This window comes from Pseudoalteromonas sp. (assembly GCF_036960685.1).
Classification (GTDB): Bacteria; Pseudomonadota; Gammaproteobacteria; order Enterobacterales; family Alteromonadaceae; genus Pseudoalteromonas.
In genome coordinates this window covers 183326-204664 of sequence record NZ_JBALXK010000002.1, presented here as the reverse complement: position 1 = coordinate 204664, position 21339 = coordinate 183326, and the positions used below count along the sequence as shown (strand labels likewise).

The 21339-nt window shown below is 41.2% G+C and carries 26 protein-coding genes; 11 read left to right on the top strand and 15 right to left on the bottom strand.

What is annotated here, in order from left to right; translation table 11 throughout:
• Positions 1-4 precede the first annotated feature (4 nt).
• Positions 5-934, top strand: a complete 930-nt coding sequence (locus V7783_RS03080) for a DMT family transporter (RefSeq protein WP_335677488.1) — start codon at positions 5-7, stop codon at positions 932-934.
• Here the strand turns inward: V7783_RS03080 and V7783_RS03075 are convergent.
• The 7 genes from V7783_RS03075 to V7783_RS03045 form a co-directional block, all read right to left on the bottom strand.
• Positions 867-1568 (bottom strand): M15 family metallopeptidase, encoded by a 702-nt coding sequence (locus V7783_RS03075; RefSeq protein ID WP_335677487.1) that lies wholly within the window; start codon positions 1566-1568, stop codon positions 867-869. The genes V7783_RS03080 and V7783_RS03075 overlap by 68 nt on opposite strands.
• Entirely contained in the window at positions 1565-2695 is a 1131-nt protein-coding gene (gene dapE, locus V7783_RS03070) for a succinyl-diaminopimelate desuccinylase (RefSeq protein ID WP_335677486.1), read from the bottom strand. The genes V7783_RS03075 and dapE overlap by 4 nt, the downstream gene beginning before the upstream one ends.
• Complete coding sequence (locus V7783_RS03065) at positions 2692-3039, bottom strand: ArsC family reductase (RefSeq protein WP_335677485.1); 348 nt, start codon at positions 3037-3039, stop codon at positions 2692-2694. The genes dapE and V7783_RS03065 overlap by 4 nt, the downstream gene beginning before the upstream one ends.
• Positions 3040-3044: 5 nt before the next feature.
• On the bottom strand, positions 3045-3539 hold the full coding sequence (locus tag V7783_RS03060; protein WP_335677484.1) for a PTS glucose transporter subunit IIA: 495 nt from the start codon (positions 3537-3539) through the stop codon (positions 3045-3047).
• Positions 3539-3937 (bottom strand): ACT domain-containing protein, encoded by a 399-nt coding sequence (locus V7783_RS03055; protein WP_335677483.1) that lies wholly within the window; start codon positions 3935-3937, stop codon positions 3539-3541. Before V7783_RS03055 ends, V7783_RS03060 begins: the two co-directional genes overlap by 1 nt.
• A 224-nt stretch (positions 3938-4161) precedes the next feature.
• Complete coding sequence (pta, locus tag V7783_RS03050; RefSeq protein WP_335677482.1) at positions 4162-6312, bottom strand: phosphate acetyltransferase; 2151 nt, start codon at positions 6310-6312, stop codon at positions 4162-4164.
• A 2-nt stretch (positions 6313-6314) separates the two neighbouring features.
• Positions 6315-7529 (bottom strand): acetate kinase, encoded by a 1215-nt coding sequence (locus tag V7783_RS03045; RefSeq protein ID WP_335677481.1) that lies wholly within the window; start codon positions 7527-7529, stop codon positions 6315-6317.
• Between the two features lie 326 nt (positions 7530-7855).
• Between V7783_RS03045 and yfbV the strand changes: the two genes are divergently transcribed.
• Entirely contained in the window at positions 7856-8302 is a 447-nt protein-coding gene (yfbV, locus tag V7783_RS03040; protein ID WP_335677589.1) for a terminus macrodomain insulation protein YfbV, read from the top strand.
• Here the strand turns inward: yfbV and rlmA are convergent.
• From rlmA to xthA, 3 genes are read right to left on the bottom strand one after another with little or no spacing between them, the layout of a single operon-like run.
• Complete coding sequence (rlmA, locus tag V7783_RS03035; protein ID WP_335677480.1) at positions 8286-9095, bottom strand: 23S rRNA (guanine(745)-N(1))-methyltransferase; 810 nt, start codon at positions 9093-9095, stop codon at positions 8286-8288. The genes yfbV and rlmA overlap by 17 nt on opposite strands.
• Positions 9092-9739: an energy-coupling factor ABC transporter permease gene (locus V7783_RS03030; protein ID WP_335677588.1), complete on the bottom strand. Its 648-nt coding sequence runs from the start codon at positions 9737-9739 to the stop codon at positions 9092-9094. Before V7783_RS03030 ends, rlmA begins: the two co-directional genes overlap by 4 nt.
• Positions 9740-9767: 28 nt before the next feature.
• Positions 9768-10574: an exodeoxyribonuclease III gene (xthA, locus tag V7783_RS03025; RefSeq protein WP_335677479.1), complete on the bottom strand. Its 807-nt coding sequence runs from the start codon at positions 10572-10574 to the stop codon at positions 9768-9770.
• A gap of 248 nt (positions 10575-10822) precedes the next feature.
• Here xthA and V7783_RS03020 point away from each other — a divergent pair, with 248 nt between their 5' ends.
• The 3 genes from V7783_RS03020 (at position 10823) to rluB (ending at position 12867) form a co-directional block, all read left to right on the top strand.
• Positions 10823-11254, top strand: a complete 432-nt coding sequence (locus V7783_RS03020) for an exonuclease III (RefSeq protein WP_335677478.1) — start codon at positions 10823-10825, stop codon at positions 11252-11254.
• A gap of 144 nt (positions 11255-11398) precedes the next feature.
• Positions 11399-12001 carry an SMC-Scp complex subunit ScpB gene (gene scpB, locus V7783_RS03015; protein WP_064666047.1) on the top strand — a complete coding sequence of 201 codons (603 nt, stop codon included), beginning with the start codon at positions 11399-11401 and terminating at the stop codon, positions 11999-12001.
• On the top strand, positions 11998-12867 hold the full coding sequence (rluB, locus tag V7783_RS03010) for a 23S rRNA pseudouridine(2605) synthase RluB (protein WP_064666048.1): 870 nt from the start codon (positions 11998-12000) through the stop codon (positions 12865-12867). Before scpB ends, rluB begins: the two co-directional genes overlap by 4 nt.
• Before the next feature lie 121 nt (positions 12868-12988).
• Here rluB and V7783_RS03005 read toward each other — a convergent pair whose 3' ends face one another.
• On the bottom strand, positions 12989-13936 hold the full coding sequence (locus V7783_RS03005) for a LysR family transcriptional regulator (protein WP_335677477.1): 948 nt from the start codon (positions 13934-13936) through the stop codon (positions 12989-12991).
• 104 nt (positions 13937-14040) lie between these two features.
• Here V7783_RS03005 and aceK point away from each other — a divergent pair, with 104 nt between their 5' ends.
• The 4 genes from aceK (at position 14041) to V7783_RS02985 (ending at position 17628) form a co-directional block, all read left to right on the top strand.
• On the top strand, positions 14041-15831 hold the full coding sequence (gene aceK, locus V7783_RS03000; protein ID WP_335677476.1) for a bifunctional isocitrate dehydrogenase kinase/phosphatase: 1791 nt from the start codon (positions 14041-14043) through the stop codon (positions 15829-15831).
• Between the two features lie 83 nt (positions 15832-15914).
• Complete coding sequence (locus tag V7783_RS02995) at positions 15915-16307, top strand: hypothetical protein (protein ID WP_335677475.1); 393 nt, start codon at positions 15915-15917, stop codon at positions 16305-16307.
• Between the two features lie 27 nt (positions 16308-16334).
• Positions 16335-17297, top strand: a complete 963-nt coding sequence (locus V7783_RS02990) for a zinc-binding dehydrogenase (protein WP_335677474.1) — start codon at positions 16335-16337, stop codon at positions 17295-17297.
• A gap of 76 nt (positions 17298-17373) precedes the next feature.
• Positions 17374-17628: a DUF2999 family protein gene (locus tag V7783_RS02985; RefSeq protein ID WP_335677473.1), complete on the top strand. Its 255-nt coding sequence runs from the start codon at positions 17374-17376 to the stop codon at positions 17626-17628.
• Between the two features lie 90 nt (positions 17629-17718).
• Here the strand turns inward: V7783_RS02985 and V7783_RS02980 are convergent, their stop codons facing one another.
• Positions 17719-18177, bottom strand: a complete 459-nt coding sequence (locus V7783_RS02980; RefSeq protein WP_335677472.1) for a GNAT family N-acetyltransferase — start codon at positions 18175-18177, stop codon at positions 17719-17721.
• Positions 18178-18190: 13 nt separating this feature from the next.
• Positions 18191-18889, bottom strand: coding sequence for a flagellar brake protein (locus V7783_RS02975; protein WP_335677471.1), 699 nt, complete (start codon positions 18887-18889; stop codon positions 18191-18193).
• 190 nt (positions 18890-19079) lie between these two features.
• Here V7783_RS02975 and lepB point away from each other — a divergent pair, with 190 nt between their 5' ends.
• On the top strand, positions 19080-19727 hold the full coding sequence (gene lepB / locus V7783_RS02970) for a signal peptidase I (RefSeq protein ID WP_335677470.1): 648 nt from the start codon (positions 19080-19082) through the stop codon (positions 19725-19727).
• A gap of 84 nt (positions 19728-19811) precedes the next feature.
• Positions 19812-20378, top strand: a complete 567-nt coding sequence (locus V7783_RS02965) for a GNAT family N-acetyltransferase (RefSeq protein WP_335677469.1) — start codon at positions 19812-19814, stop codon at positions 20376-20378.
• Between the two features lie 118 nt (positions 20379-20496).
• Here the strand turns inward: V7783_RS02965 and V7783_RS02960 are convergent, their stop codons facing one another.
• Together V7783_RS02960 and V7783_RS02955 are read right to left on the bottom strand one after the other, a co-directional pair.
• Complete coding sequence (locus tag V7783_RS02960; protein WP_335677468.1) at positions 20497-20673, bottom strand: DUF6435 family protein; 177 nt, start codon at positions 20671-20673, stop codon at positions 20497-20499.
• 211 nt (positions 20674-20884) lie between these two features.
• Positions 20885-21214 carry a hypothetical protein gene (locus V7783_RS02955; protein WP_335677467.1) on the bottom strand — a complete coding sequence of 110 codons (330 nt, stop codon included), beginning with the start codon at positions 21212-21214 and terminating at the stop codon, positions 20885-20887.
• Between the last annotated feature and the right edge of the window lie 125 nt (positions 21215-21339).

Below are 21339 nucleotides of genomic sequence, written 5' to 3'. Positions count from 1 at the left end.
CACTTTGAAAGCAACATTGTATACGGTACTTGCCTTGCTGGCATTTGCTGCAAACTCTCTTTTATGCCGTATGGCATTAGTTCAAAACTACATAGATGCTTGGAACTTTACTGCGTTGCGGTTACTTAGTGGTGCACTGTGCTTAGGCTTTATCGTACTGATACAAGCAAAACCGAACGTTAATGTCGTTAATAATAACGATGATATTGAACTCGATATAGATGACCGTGGCAGCTGGCGCAGCAGTATCAGCTTATTGGTATATGCGCTATGCTTTTCAATTGCGTATGTGGAATTAGATACTGGCACTGGGGCACTTATTTTATTTTCAGCGGTGCAGCTAACCATGATTGGTTGGGGTATTTATAATAAAGAGCGATTAAGCGCTGTGCAGTGGTGTGCTTTTATTATCGCTGTAATTGGCTTTGTGTATTTGATGTTGCCATCAGCGACCATCCCGTCAGTAATACCGGCGCTATTGATGATGTTAAGCGGTATTGCTTGGGGTATATACAGTATTCGCGGTAAGGTATGTATTTCACCGCTTAAAACCACCACCTTTAATTTTGCCCGTAGTTTATTTGCGTTACCCGTGTTATTTATGATTGGTTTTAGTCATTTATCGGGGCTTAGCTGGCAAGGTGTTGCGCTTGCTTGTGCCTCTGGTGCACTGGCTTCGGGTATTGGTTATAGTATTTGGTATGTTGCTATGCCCTTGTTAAAAAGTAGTCAGGCTGCGGTGGTGCAACTGTGTGTGCCAGTCATAGCGGCATTAGCAGGTATGTTATTTTTAAAAGAAGAACTCAGTATACAGTTTGTGATTGCCAGCGCCGTTATTCTCGGCGCTGTATTGGTCTTTATGTTGGCTAAACAGCCGGTGCACTCACATTCAGCACATATCGCTGATAAAGCTGCGGCAAATGCACCAAAATAGCGGCTTTGCCGGCAACATCGCTATTTTGGATTGTATCTGTCAAAGCTGCAATACTCTGGTGTTGCATTAACTGTTGCGCTTGTTGAATATGACTAATGTGCCAAGGCTCTGGTGCAACGCCGCCTAAGTCTTGTTGATAAGGACGGTAAAAGCCATAGTCTTCTAAATTACTATCAAGCCACTGAGTCATCGCAGCAAACGGGCCATTTCCAGTATATTCACTCGGCTCTAATTGCAATTTATAGTTTGTTGTTACGGCTGCTTGGTCAAAAATATCAAGATCAGTACCGAAGTGATGTCGACTGGTGCCTGGCAGTGCTGAATAAAGCATTATTGCATGGCATTTTTCAATATCCGACATACTCGCTAAATCAACGTGCTGCTGTTGTTTATTTAGCACCGGACGTTGTCCAGTGAATTTAGCATTCCAGATCAACGCTTGGCGTTCAAAATCCCGAAAGCTAGATGCGATAGCTAGTTCAAAGCCCGCATCATGCGCCGCATTTTGTAACCGTATAAAGTCGTCAACAATCTCTTTATGCAGTTTATAGCCCTGATGATCAACAAGCAGTTGCTCATTTTTACCGCACGCACACTCAGCTAATTGTTGTGCAGTGAGTGTACTTTGGCTCATGTTAACAGCTGCTCTAAAATATGTTCGTAAATATCGGCAAGGGCAATGAGATCGTCACTGCTTACACACTCATTGACCTTATGAATAGTGTCATTACGTGGCCCAAGCTCAATCACCTTTGCGCCCGTTTGCGCTATAAAACGACCATCGGATGTACCGCCAGTGGTTTCAAGTACGGTATCTAAACCGGTTACTGCTTTGATTGCTGTAACCGTTGCATCAATAAGCGGTCCGCCTTCGGTGATAAATGGCTGACCGTTAACAATCCAATTAAGCTCATATTCAAAATCATAGTCAGCTAACATATCAACAACGCGTTGCTGTAATTGCTGATGGGTGACTTCAGTACTAAAACGAAAATTAAACTGTATTTCAAGTTCACCGGGGATCACATTACCCGCACCAGTGCCGCCATTAATGTTTGAGATCTGAAAGCTGGTTGCAGGGAAAAACTCATTACCGTTATCCCACACCGTTTGGCTTAACTGCGTAAGCAGCGGGGCGGCCAAGTGCACTGGATTTAAGGCAAGTTGCGGATAGGCCACATGTCCTTGAATACCTTTAACGGTTAAAAAGCCGGTTAAAGAACCACGGCGACCATTTTTAACCACATCACCCAATACATTGCGCGATGATGGCTCACCGACTAAGCACATATCAATTTTTTCACCGCGCGCTTCGAGTGTATCAATCACACGGGTTGTACCGTTGATAAAAGGGCCTTCTTCATCTGAGGTGACTAAAAACGAGATTGAGCCTTTGTGGTCGGGGTGCTTTGCAACAAAGCGCTCCGTTGCAACTATCATCGCAGCCAGTGAACCTTTCATATCAGCAGCACCGCGTCCATGTAGCATGCCATCGGCAAGCAAACCTGAAAATGGCGGGTGTTGCCAGTTTTTTTCAGGCCCAGTTGGTACCACATCGGTATGGCCTGCAAAGCAAAAATGCGGTGATTGTTGACCTTTACGTGCCCACGTATTCAAGGTATCAGTAAAAAACATTGACTCAATATTAAAGCCAATCGCTTGTAGACGCTCATTCATCATCGTTTGGCAATCTGCATCTTCCGGTGTGACTGAGCGACGTTGGATCAACGCTTGTGCAAGTTCAATAACGGGATGGATCATAATGCAAAAATCTCATCGTATTGCGCCACTTTAAAGCCTAAGTGGTAAGTGTCATTATGAATTAATACTGGGCGTTTGATCATCGCAGGTTGTTCTACCAAGATGGCAAGTGCGCTGTCTTTCTCAAGATTTTGTTTTTGCTCATCAGTTAATTGGCGATAAGTTGTGCCGCGTTTATTAACTAACTCTTGCCAATCTAGGTGATTTGCAAACTCGCTGATCATAGCTAGGTTTACGCCGTCTTTACGATAGTCATGAAATGTATAATCAATGGCGTTATCGGTTAAATATTTTTTGGCTTTTTTTATAGTGTCGCAGTTACTGATGCCGTAAAGAGTAGTCATATTTATTACTTCTTAGTGATAGTTAAAAGAGTGTCTATCCCTGCACTTACGTGGGATAAAGAATAATGCATGGGTGTAAGCTGATGGCCGTTGAGCAAAATTAGGCAAGCGAGTAATGGGCTACTGAGATCTCTGAGATCAAAATAGGCGAGTCGCTGACCTTTGCTCACTTTACTGCCATTTAGCTGAGCAATGTGTGTTTGCTTAATATGCTGCTGTGGATCTAAATGCAAATTTAGTAGCACTTTTAAGCCATTATTAGCTTGTAAAATAAATTCAGTGCCAGCATTTTTTACTTGCAATAATGTGCCATCAAAAGGCGCTAATATTTTGTGATTACTCAGGGCAACCATAATGCCAGGCCCGAGTGTACCATAGCTAAAAAATGGTTCTGGATGCTCTGTTAATGACATTACTTTACCGCTAAATGGACTGCAAATTGCAATGCTGCTTGGCGTTAATTGTCGCTGTGGTAAATAGCTAATCTCAGGGGTTTTCATTATGCCAACTTAGCGTCATTAAGTAGCTGATAGCCATCTTTTTTTAATGCTTTGATTGCATCATTGATGCGCTGTTGTTTTACTAACACGTAGTCGGTGTCGTAAGTTGAAATCGCAAAGATAGAGATATTAGCTTTAGCTAAAACGCCTGAAATATTCGCCATGATCCCCGTGAGCGAAAAACCAAGAGGGCCAATGACTTCTAAAGCACGCCAATCATGTTCAGCATCAAGGCTGTCAATGGTAAACTCAGTAGGGCATACAATCGATAATTCATCTTTGGTTTTGGCTACCACAAACATTGACTGGTTAAATAACGCAGGTGGGATCACGGCGGTCACTTCAAGAGAATGAATGGTAAAGGTTGTACTATGTAGCTCTAAAGTTTGCTTAGACATTGCGGACCCTTTGTAATTGTAAAGCTTTCCATCAGCATATACTGGTCAATAGTATAGATTATCAGGGGGAAATAAAAGGCCAATGTTGTCCACAATTTCTGTGGATAACATTGGGAGTAGTGAGGTATAAAGTTAATAAGCTACTTATTTTATTAACTATTTTAAATGGGGTTAGATTAACAGCAAGGTAAAGCGAGCAGCTTTTGATCGCTTTACCTTATACGTTAGTTACCTTGTACTTGTGCCGCTTGAATGGCTGTTAGGGCAATGGTATAAACAATATCGTCGACTAAAGCACCACGGCTTAGGTCATTAACGGGTTTACGCATGCCTTGCAGCATTGGCCCAATGCTGATTAAATCAGCACTACGTTGCACAGCTTTGTAAGTGGTATTACCGGTGTTTAGATCTGGGAAAATAAACACCGTCGCTTTACCTGCGACTGGGCTATTGGGCGCTTTTTTAAGAGCGACATTTTCCATAATTGCGGCATCGTATTGCAGCGGCCCATCGATGATCAGATCTGGGCGCTTTTGCTGTGCTAATTGCGTTGCTAGACGGACTTTTTCAACATCCGCCCCCGTGCCCGACGTGCCTGTACTATAGCTTATCATGGCAACGCGCGGCTCAATGCCAAATGCTGCAGCGGAATCGGCTGATTGAATCGCAATATCAGCCAGTTGCTCAGCCGTAGGATCTGGATTAATCGCGCAGTCGCCATATACTAGTACTTGATCGGGTAAAAGCATAAAGAACACAGATGAAACCAATGATGAACCCGGTGCTGTTTTTATTAGTTGCAGCGGCGGGCGAATGGTATTGGCTGTGGTGTTTACGGCGCCAGAGACTAGACCATCTACTTTACCACGCTCTAACATCATAGTGCCCAGTACCACGTTATCTTGTAATTGCTCAAGCGCCACAACTTCAGTTAGCCCTTTGCTTTTACGAATTTCAACCATAGGGGTAACATAATCGTTGATCACATCTTGTGGTTCGATAATGGTCACGTTTTCGTTAAGCTCAACACCTTGTTGCATTGCGATGCGCTCAATTTCTTCTCGATCGCCTAATAAAATGGTTTTTGCAATCCCACGTTGACCACAAATAGCTGCGGCTTTAATTGTACGAGGTTCATTCCCTTCAGGTAGTACAACGGTTTTTGCAGCTTGACGTGCTTTGTCTGTAAGTAAATAACGAAATGCAGGTGGTGACATTTTACGTGTTTTACCCACGCTTTTAGCAAGGGTATCTAACCAGTCAGAGTCAATGTGGCTGGCATTATGATGTTTAACTTTATCAATACGTTGCACATCGTCACAGGGGACTTCCATATTAAAGTTGTGTAGCAATAATGAGGTGCGCCAAGTATCTGCATCAGTACTTAAAATAGGCAAGCCTGTGGCCATGGCTTGTTCGCATAAAGTCATAATACGTGGCTCTGGTTTAAAGCCACCAGTTAATAAAATTGCGCCTAATTTAGTGCCATTCATCGCCGACAAACAGGCTGCAACTAAGACATCAGAACGATCGCCTGGGGTGACTAATAAAGCACCCGGGGTAAAATGATTTAAGATGTTAGAGACGGTTCTGGCACAAAAAGTAACACGGCGTAGGCGACGATGCGCCATATCACCTTCGTTGATCACTTGTGCTTTTAAATAGGCCGATAAATCTTTAACACGCGGTGCCACCAGCTCAAAATCCCATGGGATCGAGCCTAGTAACATAAAGGGATGTTTTCTAAAAATGGGCAATGATGCTAAACGGTTCAGCTCGTTTTCAAGTGCATCAGGCTCGTGTGATTCAACCAAGTCAGCGCGGGCTCTACCTTCATCATCCAGTGGGGCATTTACTTTATTAAAAATGCAGCCTAGTACGCGAGCATGGTCAACACTACCATAGTATCCGGCAGCAATTTCTAAGCGGTCTTCAATTTGGTCATTTGTGTCATTACCTGGTGTAAGCACAAATACAATATCAGCACCGAGGGTTTGTGCGATTTCACGGTTTACTCGCCCGGCATAAGGTTGGCGGCGGGTAGGCACCATGCCCTCAATAATCGCCACAACATCATCGCCTATGGCGTTTTCAAAGCGCTCGACTATTTCTTCAAGTAAGTCATCACCTTTACCATCACCAATCATTTGCTCTGCGTAATCAAGGGCAAAAGGGACGGGCGGCGTAATAGCTGATCCTTGAGTTACAATTTGGGTTGATTTTTCCGGTCCAGTTTCCCCAGAGCGCGGTTGTGCAATCGGTTTGAAAAAGTTAACTTTAACGGTTTTCTGCTCAAGCGCGCGCACTAAACCAACTGATACTGAAGTTAAACCAACCCCCGTTGAGATTGGCACTAACATAATTCGACGTGCCATTGTTATTGCTCCTGTGCAATTGTTGCAGCATCACGGGCGATAACCCATTCTTCGTTGGTTGGCATGACCACGGCTTTTGTTGAGGCGTTATTTGAACTTATTACACCTTGCGTGCCAAAGCGGGCGGCAAGGTTTGCGTCCTTATCACAATCTAGGCCAAGGTAGCCGAGTTGCGTAATCACTTTTTCACGAATAATATCTGAATTTTCGCCAATACCGCCGGTAAAAATTAAGGCATCAAGACGCTGTAATGGCACCATAAACGCAGCCACTTGTTTCGCTAAGCGATAACAAAACATCTCCAGCGCTAAAATAGCTTTTTCATTGCCAGCTACTGCTGCTTCTTCGATAGTACGGCAGTCGTTTGACAGTTCACTGATACCGAGTAAGCCACTTTGTTGATTTAATAAATCGTCAATTTGTTGCGCGTCATAATTTAGTTGCGTGGTTAAAAAGTTAAATAAACCAGGGTCGATATCGCCGCTGCGGGTGCCCATCATCAAACCTTCAAGCGGAGTTAAACCCATGCTGGTGTCGACACTTTTACCATTTTTAATCGCGCAGACTGAACAACCATTACCCAAATGGGCGCTGATAAAATTACTTTGTTCTATCGGTTGACTCAGTAGCTCAGCTGTTTGACCTGCCACATAATAATGGCTGGTGCCATGAAAACCGTAGCGCCTAACACCGTAATCTGTATAAAGCTTGTAAGGTAAAGCATATAAATAGGCAACTTTATCCATTGTTTGATGAAATGCGGTGTCAAATACCGCAACTTGTGGTAACCCTCTAAAGGCGGCTTGCGCTGCAGCGATCCCTAATAAATTTGCATGTCCGTGTAATGGGGCAAGCGTTGCTGCTTGGGTAATGCCTTTAATAACCGCATCATCAATCAGCATTGACTTAGTGAAGTGTTCACCACCATGCACTACACGATGACCGACTGCGATGAGGTTATTCGCTAAATTGTACTCATTAATGAGTTTAACCAGTGTGTCGATTGCTTCCTTGTGCGCTTGATTTGCTGCCAATTCAAGGAGGTGTTTTCTGCCTAAGTATTTGTATTTAATGGATGGAGATGACGATCCTAAGCGCTCAGCTAAGCCCGAAATTATTTCTTCAGAGCTGGTGGCATCTAAAATAGCGAATTTTAAACTTGAACTTCCACAATTAAGAACAAGCACATGGTGTGGCGATGAAGGTTGCGCAGACATATCAGGATCCCATTTTATGACAATATCGGTAAGTGCACATTAAGCTTAGTTGTTATATAACTAAGAATCGAACTAGATTGACTAAAGTTACCGTGTAAGCGGTCGATAAATTGCTATGGATATAGGCTGTACCTATACTAAAGTCTAGTTGACTAAATGTACGTTTATTTTACCTGATTAATTTATTTATGGTAAGTTTAAACCGTGATCAAAAACATGTTTTGGACGAAAAGGTGGAAGGGATTTTACACAGGAATGTTGCCATCAATGTGTTACACTCATTGGGCTAACATTTATAAATACACCAGCGACACCTAGGAGCCATGATGCAAAAAAGTGTGATGTCACAAGTTCAAACTGGTCGTGAATATGCTAAAAAGTGGCCAATGCGTAAAGAGCTCGCGCCTATTTTCACGGAGTTTAGAGTGATTAAAGCCACTGAGTTGGCAATTACCGTTATGCCAATTCTGGCAATGCTCACTTTATTCATGCAAATTAATTATTTAGGCAGCAGCTTCTTGCCCCAAGCAATCGCCATTGCATTGTTTTTTTTATCGTTACCGTTGCAAGGTTTATTGTGGTTAGGCAAGCGAGCAGATACTGCACTTGAGCCTGCAATGGAGCATTGGTATAAAGAGCTGCACAGCAAAATGGTTGCTAACGGCTACCAAGGACACACCCCTAAAGACAAGCCGAAATATGCAGAATTGGCCCATTTACTCAATGATATGTTTGATAAAATGGACCGTGCTTTTACTAAAGAGAATCTGTAAGACGGGTAAATTGACTTACATAAAATGACAAGGTGACAGCTTGCTCACCTTGTTGCTCTAACTGTTGCCAATGTTCTGGGCGAAACTTCCAGGCAAATGGGGTCATGGTTATGAGGTTCTTCACATCATTAAACGCCAAGCTTATTTGTTGCTCTAACAATGTTTGCTCTATTAGCTCAAAACCACTCGGTACACTAATGGCTGTATGTGCGTTAACGTCACGGTAGATATATTGTTTTAACTCTTTTAAATGCCAAGGGCCGGGGCTTGCAACAATAAGTGTTCCAGCTGATTTAGCTAAGCGTGCTAATTCAGCATCAAATAACGGTGCAAAAATACTTACCAACACATCGGCCACGCCGTCATTAAACGGTGCTTGGCTTATTGACGCTACGCTAAAATTACAATTATCGTATCGTTTTGCGGCGTATTTAATGGCTGACTTTGAAATGTCTACCCCATAAACCTTAGCATCGCACGCATTAGCTATTGCTTGGGTGTAAAAACCTTCGCCACAGCCTAAGTCGATAACACAGTGTGGAGAGTGCGTTGCTACGCGCTGAGCAATGGCTGTTTGTAAAAACTGATAATGCCCCGTTGTTAAAAATGCACGCCTTGCTTGCACCATATCAAGGTTATCGCCGGGTTGTTTGGAGTTCTTTTGTTGTACTGGCAATAAATTTACATACCCTTCTTTGGCCATATCAAAGCTATGATTATTACTACATTTGAGCACATTAATGTGTAATGTGAGCGGTTGTTGGCAAAGCGGGCATTGATAGTCAAGACTCATGAGTCTAGGTAATCCTTATCGTAAAAAGTTTTCACCCAATGTGGGCGATAGGTGATCAATAAAGTGATAGCCATACCATTGAGCATCGCTTCTGGAAACCAAATGATGGCACATAAGTAGAGGTAATTTTCACTTAATTCAAACCAATTGTAATTGCCCGTCGCATAATAAAAGGCACTCACGGTAATAATTTTAAAACAGGCAATTAAAGCAGCACAAAGAAACGCACAGACAAAAATATAGATGAAAAAATGCCGTGGTAACAAGCTGTAACACAGTATAAATAGGCCATAACTTACTAAAATCGGCAAGTAAGCACTCAGCAATAACTGTATTGGTAACTGCGTGATACTAATTTGATTAAAGGCGGCCAATAGCAAGCTGGCAAGCGAAGCGCTTAGTAATGCAAATCGCCAACCCAGAATAAGTGTTATGGCGGTAACACCAAGAATGTGTAATTCAAGGCCTGGTAATATACCCGCTTTAATGCGCCACAGCAGCATAAACACCAAAGCGCAGGCGAATACGCCGGTTTGTCGCTCTGGGGTCGCAAATAATTGTTGATACTGTCTGTTACTAATACTGAGCAAAAAAATACAGCCGACAACAAGCCAAGCAACTGCTTGTAAATTGCTGCTTATTATCGGTACTGTAATTAACTCATGCATACAATTAGCTAAATGTTGACCAAATTGGTGCGTGATCTGATGGTTTTTCGATACCACGCAGCTCATAATCAATACCAGAATCAATACAGCGCGCAGCCAATGCTGGTGTTGCTAATACAACGTCAATACGCAGACCACGGTTATCATCAAAACCTTTTGAACGATAATCGAACCATGAATATTGCTCTATTGTGTCTGGGTGAAGTTCACGAAATGTATCTTTAAAGCCCCAGTTAAGTAAGGTTGCAAGCCATTCACGCTCTTCTGGTTGGAACGAACATTTACCGGTCTTTAACCAGCGTTTACGATTAACTTCACCAATGCCAATATCAAGATCAGTAGGAGAGATATTAATATCACCCATTACAATCACATCTTCATCAGTATTGTGGTGACTATCTAAGTGGGTCATTAAATCGCGGTAAAACTGGCGCTTGTACGGGAATTTAGTCTCATGGGTGATGCTATCGCCTTGTGGGAAATAACCATTCATTACGGTTAAATCACGTCCATTTTCTTGGCTGACAGTGACACTGATCATGCGTTTTTGCGATTCTTCAGTATCGGTTGCAAACCCCTTTACAACAGACTTAGGTTCATTCTTGCATAACATAGCCACACCGTAATGGGCTTTTTGACCATGAAAATATACGTGGTAACCCATTTTTTGCACATCTTCGAGTGGAAAAGCTTCATCGTGTACTTTTATTTCTTGTAAACCGATGATGTCAGGCTGATGTTTATCAATAATAGCTTGTAGTTGATGCAGACGAGCTCGCAGCCCATTAATGTTAAATGAAATTACTTTCATGGCTAGACCTTAAATTAGAATTAGCTTTTCGCAGATTATGGCAAATTCTATCATCAAATAAGATCTGGTACATGTGCTTATTTATTAAAAATAAACTGCTCAAATGATGAACAGTTTGTGAGTTGTGATTAAATATTGTTAATGCGATTTTAAATAAAAAATTAAATATATAATCCAGTTGATTTGTGTTTGTTGGTCTATATAATGCGCAAAAAATGCTCACATTATCACTCCACCCAAGGTAAATCATGAAACTACAATTATTAGCATTGTTTGCGGCTACGGCTGCATTTTCTAATACTGCAAGTGCAGCCCAATACTTTAATGCAGACCAGAAAATTGAATCTAAGCTGTGCTCAATTAGCGCTAACCAAGGATTTACTGCTGCGCGTAAAGTCGCTGCGCAACATGGTGTCTATTTATCACGTCAGTCAAAAAGCATTTTATGTAATGGCGAAGATATTCGCCATATTGCTAAAAAGCGCGATGATAAAATTCACCAACAAAAAGTAATAGAAGTGTTTGCTAAAAACAGTCAAACAGAAACGCAATTGTGCATTACGGCATTGCAACAAGGTTTGGCACCGGTGAAAGCAAAGATTACAGACCTAAACTCTTTGAAATGCAATGGTGAAGTGGTTACTGAGTTTGTTAAACGTTATAAAGGCACAACTATTTGATTCAAATAGGTTGTGCTAATGCGTAATACAATATTAGTGGCTGTTAATAGCCGCTAATATTGTATTTTTGAATAATAACTTTTCCAACCGTTGCATAGTTCTGTCATAATAACGCGTTGAATATACCTCAGCGTCTTGGTGTCTATGGTGACAAAATCGGCTACAAAACGAATTAGTGATGAACAACTTGTTGAGATCATTGAAGCGGCTATTTTTGTTGCTGGAAAACCCCTCAGTAAGCGGCACTTAAAAGAAACGGTATTAAGTGACTTGAGTGTGTCGATGACGCGCATTAACCTCGCAATTGAACAAATCCAAATTCACTACCAAACCCGAGGTATTCGGTTAGTTGAAGTGGGGAGTGGCTTTCGATTTCAAGCGTGTGCGAGTTTGGCGCCTTGGTTAAATAACCTTTGGCAAGAACGCGCACCTAAATATTCTCGTGCCTTATTAGAGACGTTATCGCTTATTGCGTATCGACAGCCAATCACCCGAGGTGAAATTGAGCAAGTACGTGGCGTAACTGTTGGCTCTGGTATTATTAAAAGTCTGCTCGAACGCGAGTGGATACATGTCGTAGGTCATAAAGAAGTGCCGGGACGGCCTGCTTTATATGCGACAACAAAACAATTTTTAGATTATTTTTCGTTAACAGGTTTAGATAATTTACCGCCACTGCCAAAACAGCAGCAAAGTAAAATAGACCAGTTATTGAGTGATCCTTCTGTGAGAGAACTATCCGAATGAGTATACAAGGTGAAAAGTTACAAAAAGTCTTAGCAAGAGCGGGCGTTGGCTCGCGTCGCGAGATGGAAAAATACATTGATGCAAATCGCGTCAGTGTAAATGGTAAAGTAGCAAAATTGGGCGATCGTGTTGAAGAAACAGATTTGATCCGAGTTGACGGTCACACCGTTAAAATTGAAGAAAAAGCAGAACGTATTTGCCGTGTCATTATGTATAACAAACCTGAAGGCGAGTTATGTACGCGTAAAGATCCTGAAGGACGTAGAACGGTATTCGATCGCTTGCCGCGCGTTGATGGCGAACGTTGGATTGCAGTAGGTCGTTTGGATATTAACACTGCCGGTTTAATGTTGTTCACCAATGATGGTGAACTTGCCAATCGTTTAATGCACCCAAGCTATGAAGTTGAACGTGAATACTCAGCCCGTGTATTTGGTGAAGTCACAGCAGAAACCATCAAAAACTTAACCAAAGGCGTTGAGCTTGAAGATGGTATGGCTAAGTTCCTAAATATAAAACCACTGGGTGGCGAAGGCATTAACCGTTGGTATAATGTCACATTAACTGAAGGACGTAACCGCGAAGTACGTCGTTTATGGCAATCTCAAGATGTTGAAGTTTCACGCCTTATTCGTATTCGTTACGGTAAGTTAGAGCTTGATAAACGCCTTCCACAAGGTGGTTGGGCTGAGCTTGAACTAGAGACTGTTAACTACTTGCGTAAAACAGTGAAGTTAGGCCGTGAAACACAAACTAAGTTGTCAGTAATGCCTGAAAAGCGCAAAGATAAGCGCGCTAAAATTAATCAAATTCGCAAAGCTGTTAAAAAACATAATAACCGCGTTAAACAAACTAAACGTCGTTAATATTTGTTATACGTAAAGTAAGCCGCTAATGACAAGCGCAGCGTCAATGATCCGTACTTAGTTTTACTAATTACGGATTTTTTTATGGCTATTTAAATCATATTTAGTCGTGTTTAACAGCTTATCTGTCAGCAATAGTTTGCGCAAAGGCTAATAATTCGCGGCGTAACCATTGATGGGGGCTAGCATGGTGAAGCAGCGGACTCCAGAGCATTTTTACTTCTATCGGCACAATTTGAAATGGCACTGGGCTAATAATCAGCTCAGTGTGCTCGGTTAGCAATTTGGCTTGTCGTCGTGGCAGTGTTGCGATTAATTGCGGTGATTGGCACAGCAAGCTGGCTACCATGTAGTGGCGAGTAAACACTCGAATATGACGCGTTTGTTCAAGTTGCCACAGTGCTTCATCTACCCAACCTAGTTTTTGGCTGCCTGATTTATTGGTCACCGCCGCTTCTGCTCCCCAGCCTGCACGATTAACCCAAATATGTTCACTCGCTAAATATTGTTCCAAGTCCGGTTTTTTTAAATAAGGGTTTGCGGGGTGCATTAAGCAACAGTAATTGTCGCGCCATACACTGGCTTGATGAAACGAGCGAGGCAAACCATTAAAGCGATTGATAGCTAAATCAATAGTGCCTTTTTCCATATCTTGTAGGCTAACATCACTTGGGCTGAGTACATCAAAATTAAGCCCAGGGTGTTTGTTAAGTTGCGCAGTAATAAAAGGGGCGACTAAGGTTGATTCTAAATAATCGTTGGCCATGATGCGAAAAGTCACGTGTGCAGTGCTAGGGTCGAAAATGTCACTGGGTTGAGTAATTGCCTCCGCCATTTTTAATAACGCTTCAATTTCGGGCTTTAAACTCAGTGCTTTTGCGGTTGGGGTCATTGAGCCTGCGGCGCGAACGAGTAAAGGATCGTCAAATAAATCACGCAACCGCTTTAAGGCATTACTCATAGCAGGTTGGGTGAGCGCCAGTTTATTCGCTGCTTTAGAGACATTTTGCTCATCTATGAGTACATTTAAGTACACCAGCAGGTTGAGATCGACATTGCGTATATTCATTTGATCAATCTTATTCATTCGCTGTATTAATTATCTAAATTAAAGCCTGCTTGCTAAGGTGTGTAAACCTATAATGAGAAATAGTCGCCATAAGTGATAAAAATATGCCTGAATTAGAGCCGCAATACCCATTATTAAATGAGCCAGAAAACGCGCTACAGCAAGTGATTGCTACTAAATTAGCACGTGCGGTATTTGCAGGTTTTGAAGCCATGTTTGCAGAATTTTTAAATATCACTTTGGGGGCGCAAAGTCGCTTTGAGCAACAGCAATGGCAAGGCGTACAATCGGCAATGCGCGAGCGATTACAAGTCTACGAACGGCAAGTAAAAAATGTCAGTGAAGCAGTACGGATCATTGCTTTTCAAGAACTAAACGAGCCACTACTTTGGCAACGGGCAAAACATATTTATGGGCAAATGGTCGCGGAGCATGAAAATCAGCCAATTGCACATACCTTTTTTAATTCAACCTTTGGCTCAATTTGGGATGACAAAAAAATTCGCACTGTGCATTTGTTTGTACTAAAAGCCAAATATCGTGCAAAACCAAGGCCTTTCGATAATTTAGTCAGTCGCATTTCCTTACAAAATGGCTTTACGCATGCGGTACAGCAACTTATTTACCGCCAAGCTTTTCGGGTTAAATTTACCGATTTAGCTAAAGACATTGATAATTTACAAGCTACGCTCAAGTTAGGTGCGAAGCAACAGTGCCGCCAAGTGTATGAATTAATGAATTTAAACGACGGCTATATCGAATACGCTAATTCGCTGTTTTTTAGAAACAAAGCCTGTTACGTGATTGGCCGCTGCATTGCTAAAAATGGCGATAATATGCCTTTTGCGATCGCTATTTTAAATACTGATGAAGGCTTAAAGTTAGATGCTGTAATGATGGGAGCGGATCAACTCAGTTTATTATTTGGTTTTGCACGTACTTACTTTATGGTCGATACCGATCAACCTGCGCGGTATGTTGATTACTTATCTGTACTGATGCCTCATAAACAACGCTTTGAGCTATTTAATGCTATTGGCTTTATTAAGCATGCTAAAACTGAGTTCTATCGCTACAAGGTTGATACTACAAAAAATAGCCCCATTGAGGATAAGTATATTACCGCCCCTGGCACGCCAGGCATGGTGATGCTGGTATTTACCACGCCCGGCTCAGATTATGTCTATAAGGTGATAAAAGATAAGTTTAATGCGCCAAAAACAGCCACCAAAGCACAGGTAATGGCGAAGTATGACTTTGTTAAACAAGCCGACAGAGTAGGGCGTTTGGTCGACACTCATGAGTTTCGCTATTTGGCATTTGATTTAAGCCGTTTTAGTGATGAACTGCTTGCCCAAATGCAGGCTGATATCGCCAGTAGTATATCGATTGCTGACAAAGCATTAGTGCTTAAGCATGTCTATGTAGAGCGTAAAATGACCCCGCTTAATTTATATATTAATCGCTGTGATGATAACCAACTGAGCAAGGTAATGCATGATTATGGTCAAGCAATTAAAGACTTAGCTGGAGCGAATATTTTCCCCGGTGACATGTTGATGAAAAATTTTGGCGTCACCCGCTGGGGGCGCGTGGTCTTTTATGACTATGATGAAATTTGCCCGCTCACCCAGTGTCATTTCAGGCAATTACCCAGTAGTGAAAATAGCTTTGATGAACTCAGTAATGAAAGCTATTTCGACGTTGCTGAAAATGACGTGTTTCCGAGTCAATTTAAGGTGTTTTTTAGTGCGGATCAGCGTGCATTTAACTATTTTAGTGAGCAGCATAACGACTTATTTAGCCCTGCGTTTTGGCAGCAATGTCAAACGCAAATTAATGCGGGCTACGTTTATGACGTATACCCTTACAAACAAAGTTGGCGATTTGTATAAATTAGCCACAAGTCTGATACGTGTTTAATAAAGTAACAGGTACAATTGATAAAACACTATAAAAAGACAGAACAGGATATTTCATGAAAACACTGATTTTAACTAGCTTATTACTTGCCTCACCGCTTGCATCGGCTAATCCATTGCTAGGTAGTTGGGAGTTTGTAGAAGGGAAATATGCTGTTGATGGTGGCTTTGTTACAGCCAAAGCACCTGAGCTTACGTCAATTAAATTAATTACCGCTAATCACTTTAACTACATTACGCAAAAAAATGGTGAATTTCATTATGCTGGTGGCGGCAAATATACACTTAAAAACCAACAGTTTGTTGAAACATTTGCGTATGGCAATATTCCCTCGTTATTGGGAAAAACCATGGCCTTTGATTACAAAATCGAAGGTAATTTATGGCATCATTCTTTAACTGAAAATGGTAAGTTAGTTGAAGCCGAAGTATGGCGTAAAATTGATTAAATTTAGTCAACCGATCTAGGAGCGACAATGCAATTTATATCTCATCACGACCAGCAATTGAGCTTGAGCGAAACTGAAAAGCCACAGTTACAGCCTTATGAAGTGTTAGTGAAAGTGGCGGCAATAGGAGTTAATCGTGCCGATTGCATGCAGCGCCAAGGCAAGTACCCCGCACCTAAAGGCGACAGCCCAATTTTAGGGTTAGAGTGCGCAGGAACTGTGGTAGCGCTTGGTGCTGAGGTAGATAATGACTGGCTTAATCAAGCGGTGTTTAGCTTGTGTTCGGGCGGTGCGTATAGCGAATATGTGGCTGTTGATGCAAGCCAATTGATGCAGTTACCAAAAAGCCTCACTATGGCACAAGGTGCAGCAATCAGTGAAGTCTACTTAACTGCCTTTGGCGCACTGTTTCAGTTGGGTAATTTACAGCAAGAGCAAACTGCACTAATTCATGCAGGTGCCAGCGGTGTAGGCGGTGCGGCAATTCAAATGGCTAAACGTGTTGGTGCAACGGTGGTGATCACCGCCGGCAGTGATGAAAAATGTCAGCATGCTAAAGATCTCGGTGCCGATCACGTGATTAACTATAAAACCACCGATTTTGTTGAATACATGCAACACCATCAGTTAACGGCTAACGTTATTGTTGATCCTGTCTCAGGGCGCTATTTAAATAAAAATGCTGGGATTGCCGCAATGGATTGTCAAATCATTATGTTAGCGTTTTTAGATGGCCGCTTTGCAGAAGTAGACTTTGCTCGTTTATTGCAAAAACGTATTTCGTTTCATGCATCAACACTGCGCAATCGTAGCCAAGCATTCAAACGTCAACTTCGCGATGAATTTGTTGCAATGTTTTATGATGATATCGCTAATCAACGCTTTGATTTTAATATTTATGAAACGCTGCCGTGGCAACAGGCTATGCAGGCGCATGAAATATTAGAGCGTAACGAAAATGCCGGAAAAGTAATATTAACAGTTCAGTAATTCAATTGTGTAGGTTTAAAGTTGATTTATATGCCCATATAACTGAGGTAACTAAAAAGCGATGTAAGGCAAGAATATGAATCCAATTATAGCAACATTGAAAGAACATAACGTAAGCGACGAAAAAGTGCATGAGCTTTTTCAAGCGTTTACTCAAAACCCAATGATGGCAATGGCCCTAGTACAGCAGCTTGGTATTCCACCAGAGAAACTGCAAGCGTTAATGGCTTTGGTAATGACTCAGCCACAGTTAATTAAAGAAGCAGCAGCCTCTTTAGGTATAACCGATAGCGAGCTTGAAAAAGCCAAAGATCAGTATAAAAATCAATAAGCGTTGATTTGTAAGCTGTCAGCTCTGGTTTTGGTATTTAGAGTAGAGCTGACAGCTGAACTTTGTAATTTAAGCGTTGAACCGCTGAAATTATGATTTAACCATGTATAAGCAATTAGCTAATGGTATTTCATCGGGATAGTCTGCAAATGTGAAGCCAAATTTCTGATAAGATTTGATAGCACTTTCATTATGCGCTAAAACAAACAAAGAATACTCGTTTAGTTTTAACTCTTGTCGTCCTCGCTCACATAAATGAGACATCAGTTTTCCTACAATCCCTTTCCCGCGAAACTGAGGGTTCACTACCAATCGACCTAAATGGCATTTATCTAAACGTTGATAAAACTGCCCGAATGCTAAAAGCTCTGACGTATTTGATGTAAGTGCAAATGAATTCAGTGAGCCCATGTTGAGATCTTCAATAAACGAATATAAATTAAGGGGAAACCTGAAATTTGGACCCGACCAATTGCTTAGTTCTTGTTCGTTAGAAAACCAACCCATCATTGTTGTGAGATGATTCTCTGTAGGTTTAATTAACTTCATATTGAATGGGTACTCATTGGCCAATATCAATTGCGTATGCGGCTAGTAAATTATGCATTTTTTGCTGCTCTGCTCCCGCAAATTCAATCCCAACATTTAAACGGTTGCCTTGCATCTGGTTATTTCGCACATGAGCGCTTATCACTACGGCTTCATTGTCTATGGGGGATAGTAAGTGCACGAAGACTTGGCGTTTTTTAAGAGCCAAGAACCCAGAATTAACATGTACGGTAAAGCGACAACCGGTGGTGGAAATATCAATGATGATCCCTTGCAGTAGATTTTCGCTGTCAAATCTTTGATCTTTGTTGATACTAATTTTGGCTGGAATATGGGTTTGTAATCTATTTACTTCACGTAGTTGTCGGCTTTCAATTTGTTTAGGATAAGTAAGGTAGATTAATTTTTCTGGTCGAACGGCAATGGCTAAAATTGTCGTTGAAAATGCTACACACTCACCTCGTTCACCTTCAACAATGTAACGTACTATTGCGCCATTACCTTCTTTTAACACATCGCTATACTGACTGTTTTTTGCTTGGGGAGGGTACTTTAAAATTAAGTACTTACCTGCCTCATAGCCAATCAAGGTCAATTTAAATCTAACAGTTAATGGGTTGGTAAATTGAATATCAATTATTTTGCCAGGTAAGAGGTCTAAACAAAATTTGGCTTTGCTATCGAGTGTTGTTTTGGCTTGAGTAATTTCCATATATTTTGTAGTAATTATTATTTGTTTCCAAATAGTATCCTTTAAATTAGCTAAAAAATCACTACGACAAACGAGTGGTATTAAAAGCTTATTTTAAGTAGCACAAAGACATACTTTGTTACAAAGTTAACTGAACGGATTGCTTAGGTTTTTGTCTATCTAGAACTACTAAATTAAATAGATCAACACAATGAAATACCTGTATAAAATATGGAAAAATAACCGCTCCCTAATCGTATTTATTTCGCTTATGTGTGTGTTTAGAAGCGCAGTAGCCGACTGGTATGAAGTGCCTACAAGCTCAATGAAGCCAACGATTGTCGAAGGGGACCGCATTTTTACCGATAAAATGGCCTACGATTTACGCGTGCCGTTTACGAAAATTTCATTGTTGAAACTTGCAGAGCCGCAAGCAGGCGATATTATTGTATTTGATTCTGTTGCAGCGCAAAATCGGTTGATAAAACGGGTTGTAGGTGTACCCGGTGACAGCGTAGCTTTGGTCGATAATCAGTTAGTGATCAATGGTGAAAAATTAAATTATGATCCAGTGAGTGAAACCGCTATAAATCGCGTAGAGATAGAGAATCTTCATGGTATAAAGCACGCAGTTAAATTGTCTAAACAGCGCTCTGCAATGCAAAATTTTGCACCCGTTATCATCCCTGAAGACATGTACTTAGCAATGGGTGATAACCGTGATAATAGTGCTGACTCTAGAGTAATTGGTTTAGTCCCCAGAGCTGAATTACTTGGTAGAGCAAAGCGGGTTATCGTGTCCCTTGATTACGATGATTACTATTTACCCCGTAAGGATCGGGTTTTAAAAGCACTCTAATTAGTATTTTGATCGTATTAATTTGAACTAAATTAGGAACTAAGTTAGGCTGCTTTTTTGGATTAATTGCTTCAAGGAGATGCTATGCCTAATAAGTTTATGCCTATAATCGACACTGAACGTCTGCAACTACGACCACTGCATATTAATGATGCTGAGGGTTTACTCGCTATTTTTGCAGATCCAATCGTTATGGAGTATTGGCATACACCTCCTTGGCAGTCACACGATGATGCCGTTGATTTTATTGCCTCAAGCCAGGCTGCCAGCGAACAACAAAAACAAGTTTGTTTGGCCATTATTTTAAAATCCACCCAACAGTTGATTGGTAAATGTATGCTGCATAACTATGTACCTGATTCAAAGCGTGCTGAAATTGGTTATGCTCTCAGTCCTCAATACTGGGGGAAAGGGCTGGTTTTTGAAGCAGTACAAGCATTACTAAACTATGGCTTTCAAGAGATTGGCTTAAGGCGGATTGAGGCAGAATTGGATCCTGACAATATTGCATCGGCAAAAGCACTTGAACGTCTTGGTTTTATTAAAGAGGGATTATTACGTAAACGCTGGGAAATCAATGGTGTGATTTCAGATTCAGCCTTATACGGTTTATTAGTGGATGACTTACAGCAAAATAATAGTAAAGCGTAAAAACTTACCTATCGCATCTGCACTTCTTGATCTCTTAGTTTTCAAAGTAACCTAGCTTAAAGGCCTTGGGCTTAGCACATAGATACTTGCGCTCTCGAAAAAAATAGCAGTGGCTTATTTAAGTGATATTGTTTTCGAGTGTTTTAATTTTATCGAGTATTTGCTCTGCTTCAAAGGTGAGTTGTGAGTAGCCTTTAATATCGCCATTTCGCTGTGAGAACATGGCTTGTTCAAGTTTAGCACTGTATTGTTTGTTGAGTTGTTTCAGTGGATCTTTTTTGAAAAATGAAAACATTGTTGTTCCTTGCTTAACAGCGGAAGTAGTTCCACTGCTTTACCTATCTATACGTTAAATGTACAGAAACCGATTTATTTTTATTAATTTATCTAATCGAGGAAGTCTCGGTTTTCATTCTAAGTTGATAGTTAAGTGATCGGCTACGGATTGATTTTGGCAAAGTAAATGGGTTTGCTGAAAACCCATTTTACTGGTTCTAGCTGAGGTATTAGTTATTAGAGATAGGAGTTAGTCCCTTTTCACGAGATTCGATAGCATCATCTAATGAAAAACCAGCAACTTTCCAACGCTTTGCATCTTCGGCTTTAAATGCGTGTTTTTTCCAATCAGTGGCGCTTTCAAGGTCAAACCCGGCACTTGACCATTGCTCAGATAATTCTGGCGAAAAGCCTTCTTCTTGCCATTGTTGAGCTTGTTGTGCATCAAAGCCAATTTGCTTCCATTGCGCGATATCACCTTCAGACATACCTTCCCACGTATTGGATGATGCACAAGCACTTAGTGCAATTGAAATTAAAACGATGCTAATTCTTTTCATATAATTTCCCTTCCTAATTTTCATTTAGATAATAAAAAAGTTACAGCTTTACTAAAAGGTAGTATGGGAAATAACAACAGGCAAACTTAACTTAGTTTTTAGTTAAATTGTCACATAAAATAAGG

Bases quoted from the DNA above. Each gene is read 5' to 3' on its own strand.
- V7783_RS03075 (WP_335677487.1), bottom strand. From the start codon at position 1,568: ATGAGCCAAAGTACACTCACTGCACAACAATTAGCTGAGTGTGCGTGC.
- dapE (WP_335677486.1), bottom strand. From the start codon at position 2,695: ATGATCCATCCCGTTATTGAACTTGCACAAGCGTTGATCCAACGTCGC.
- V7783_RS03065 (WP_335677485.1), bottom strand. From the start codon at position 3,039: ATGACTACTCTTTACGGCATCAGTAACTGCGACACTATAAAAAAAGCC.
- V7783_RS03060 (WP_335677484.1), bottom strand. From the start codon at position 3,539: ATGAAAACCCCTGAGATTAGCTATTTACCACAGCGACAATTAACGCCA.
- V7783_RS03055 (WP_335677483.1), bottom strand. From the start codon at position 3,937: ATGTCTAAGCAAACTTTAGAGCTACATAGTACAACCTTTACCATTCAT.
- pta (WP_335677482.1), bottom strand. From the start codon at position 6,312: ATGGCACGTCGAATTATGTTAGTGCCAATCTCAACGGGGGTTGGTTTA.
- V7783_RS03045 (WP_335677481.1), bottom strand. From the start codon at position 7,529: ATGTCTGCGCAACCTTCATCGCCACACCATGTGCTTGTTCTTAATTGT.
- yfbV (WP_335677589.1), top strand. From the start codon at position 7,856: ATGCAAAAAAGTGTGATGTCACAAGTTCAAACTGGTCGTGAATATGCT.
- rlmA (WP_335677480.1), bottom strand. From the start codon at position 9,095: ATGAGTCTTGACTATCAATGCCCGCTTTGCCAACAACCGCTCACATTA.
- xthA (WP_335677479.1), bottom strand. From the start codon at position 10,574: ATGAAAGTAATTTCATTTAACATTAATGGGCTGCGAGCTCGTCTGCAT.
- V7783_RS03020 (WP_335677478.1), top strand. From the start codon at position 10,823: ATGAAACTACAATTATTAGCATTGTTTGCGGCTACGGCTGCATTTTCT.
- scpB (WP_064666047.1), top strand. From the start codon at position 11,399: ATGGTGACAAAATCGGCTACAAAACGAATTAGTGATGAACAACTTGTT.
- rluB (WP_064666048.1), top strand. From the start codon at position 11,998: ATGAGTATACAAGGTGAAAAGTTACAAAAAGTCTTAGCAAGAGCGGGC.
- V7783_RS03005 (WP_335677477.1), bottom strand. From the start codon at position 13,936: ATGAATATACGCAATGTCGATCTCAACCTGCTGGTGTACTTAAATGTA.
- aceK (WP_335677476.1), top strand. From the start codon at position 14,041: ATGCCTGAATTAGAGCCGCAATACCCATTATTAAATGAGCCAGAAAAC.
- V7783_RS02995 (WP_335677475.1), top strand. From the start codon at position 15,915: ATGAAAACACTGATTTTAACTAGCTTATTACTTGCCTCACCGCTTGCA.
- V7783_RS02990 (WP_335677474.1), top strand. From the start codon at position 16,335: ATGCAATTTATATCTCATCACGACCAGCAATTGAGCTTGAGCGAAACT.
- V7783_RS02985 (WP_335677473.1), top strand. From the start codon at position 17,374: ATGAATCCAATTATAGCAACATTGAAAGAACATAACGTAAGCGACGAA.
- V7783_RS02980 (WP_335677472.1), bottom strand. From the start codon at position 18,177: ATGAAGTTAATTAAACCTACAGAGAATCATCTCACAACAATGATGGGT.
- V7783_RS02975 (WP_335677471.1), bottom strand. From the start codon at position 18,889: ATGGAAATTACTCAAGCCAAAACAACACTCGATAGCAAAGCCAAATTT.
- lepB (WP_335677470.1), top strand. From the start codon at position 19,080: ATGAAATACCTGTATAAAATATGGAAAAATAACCGCTCCCTAATCGTA.
- V7783_RS02965 (WP_335677469.1), top strand. From the start codon at position 19,812: ATGCCTAATAAGTTTATGCCTATAATCGACACTGAACGTCTGCAACTA.
- V7783_RS02960 (WP_335677468.1), bottom strand. From the start codon at position 20,673: ATGTTTTCATTTTTCAAAAAAGATCCACTGAAACAACTCAACAAACAA.
- V7783_RS02955 (WP_335677467.1), bottom strand. From the start codon at position 21,214: ATGAAAAGAATTAGCATCGTTTTAATTTCAATTGCACTAAGTGCTTGT.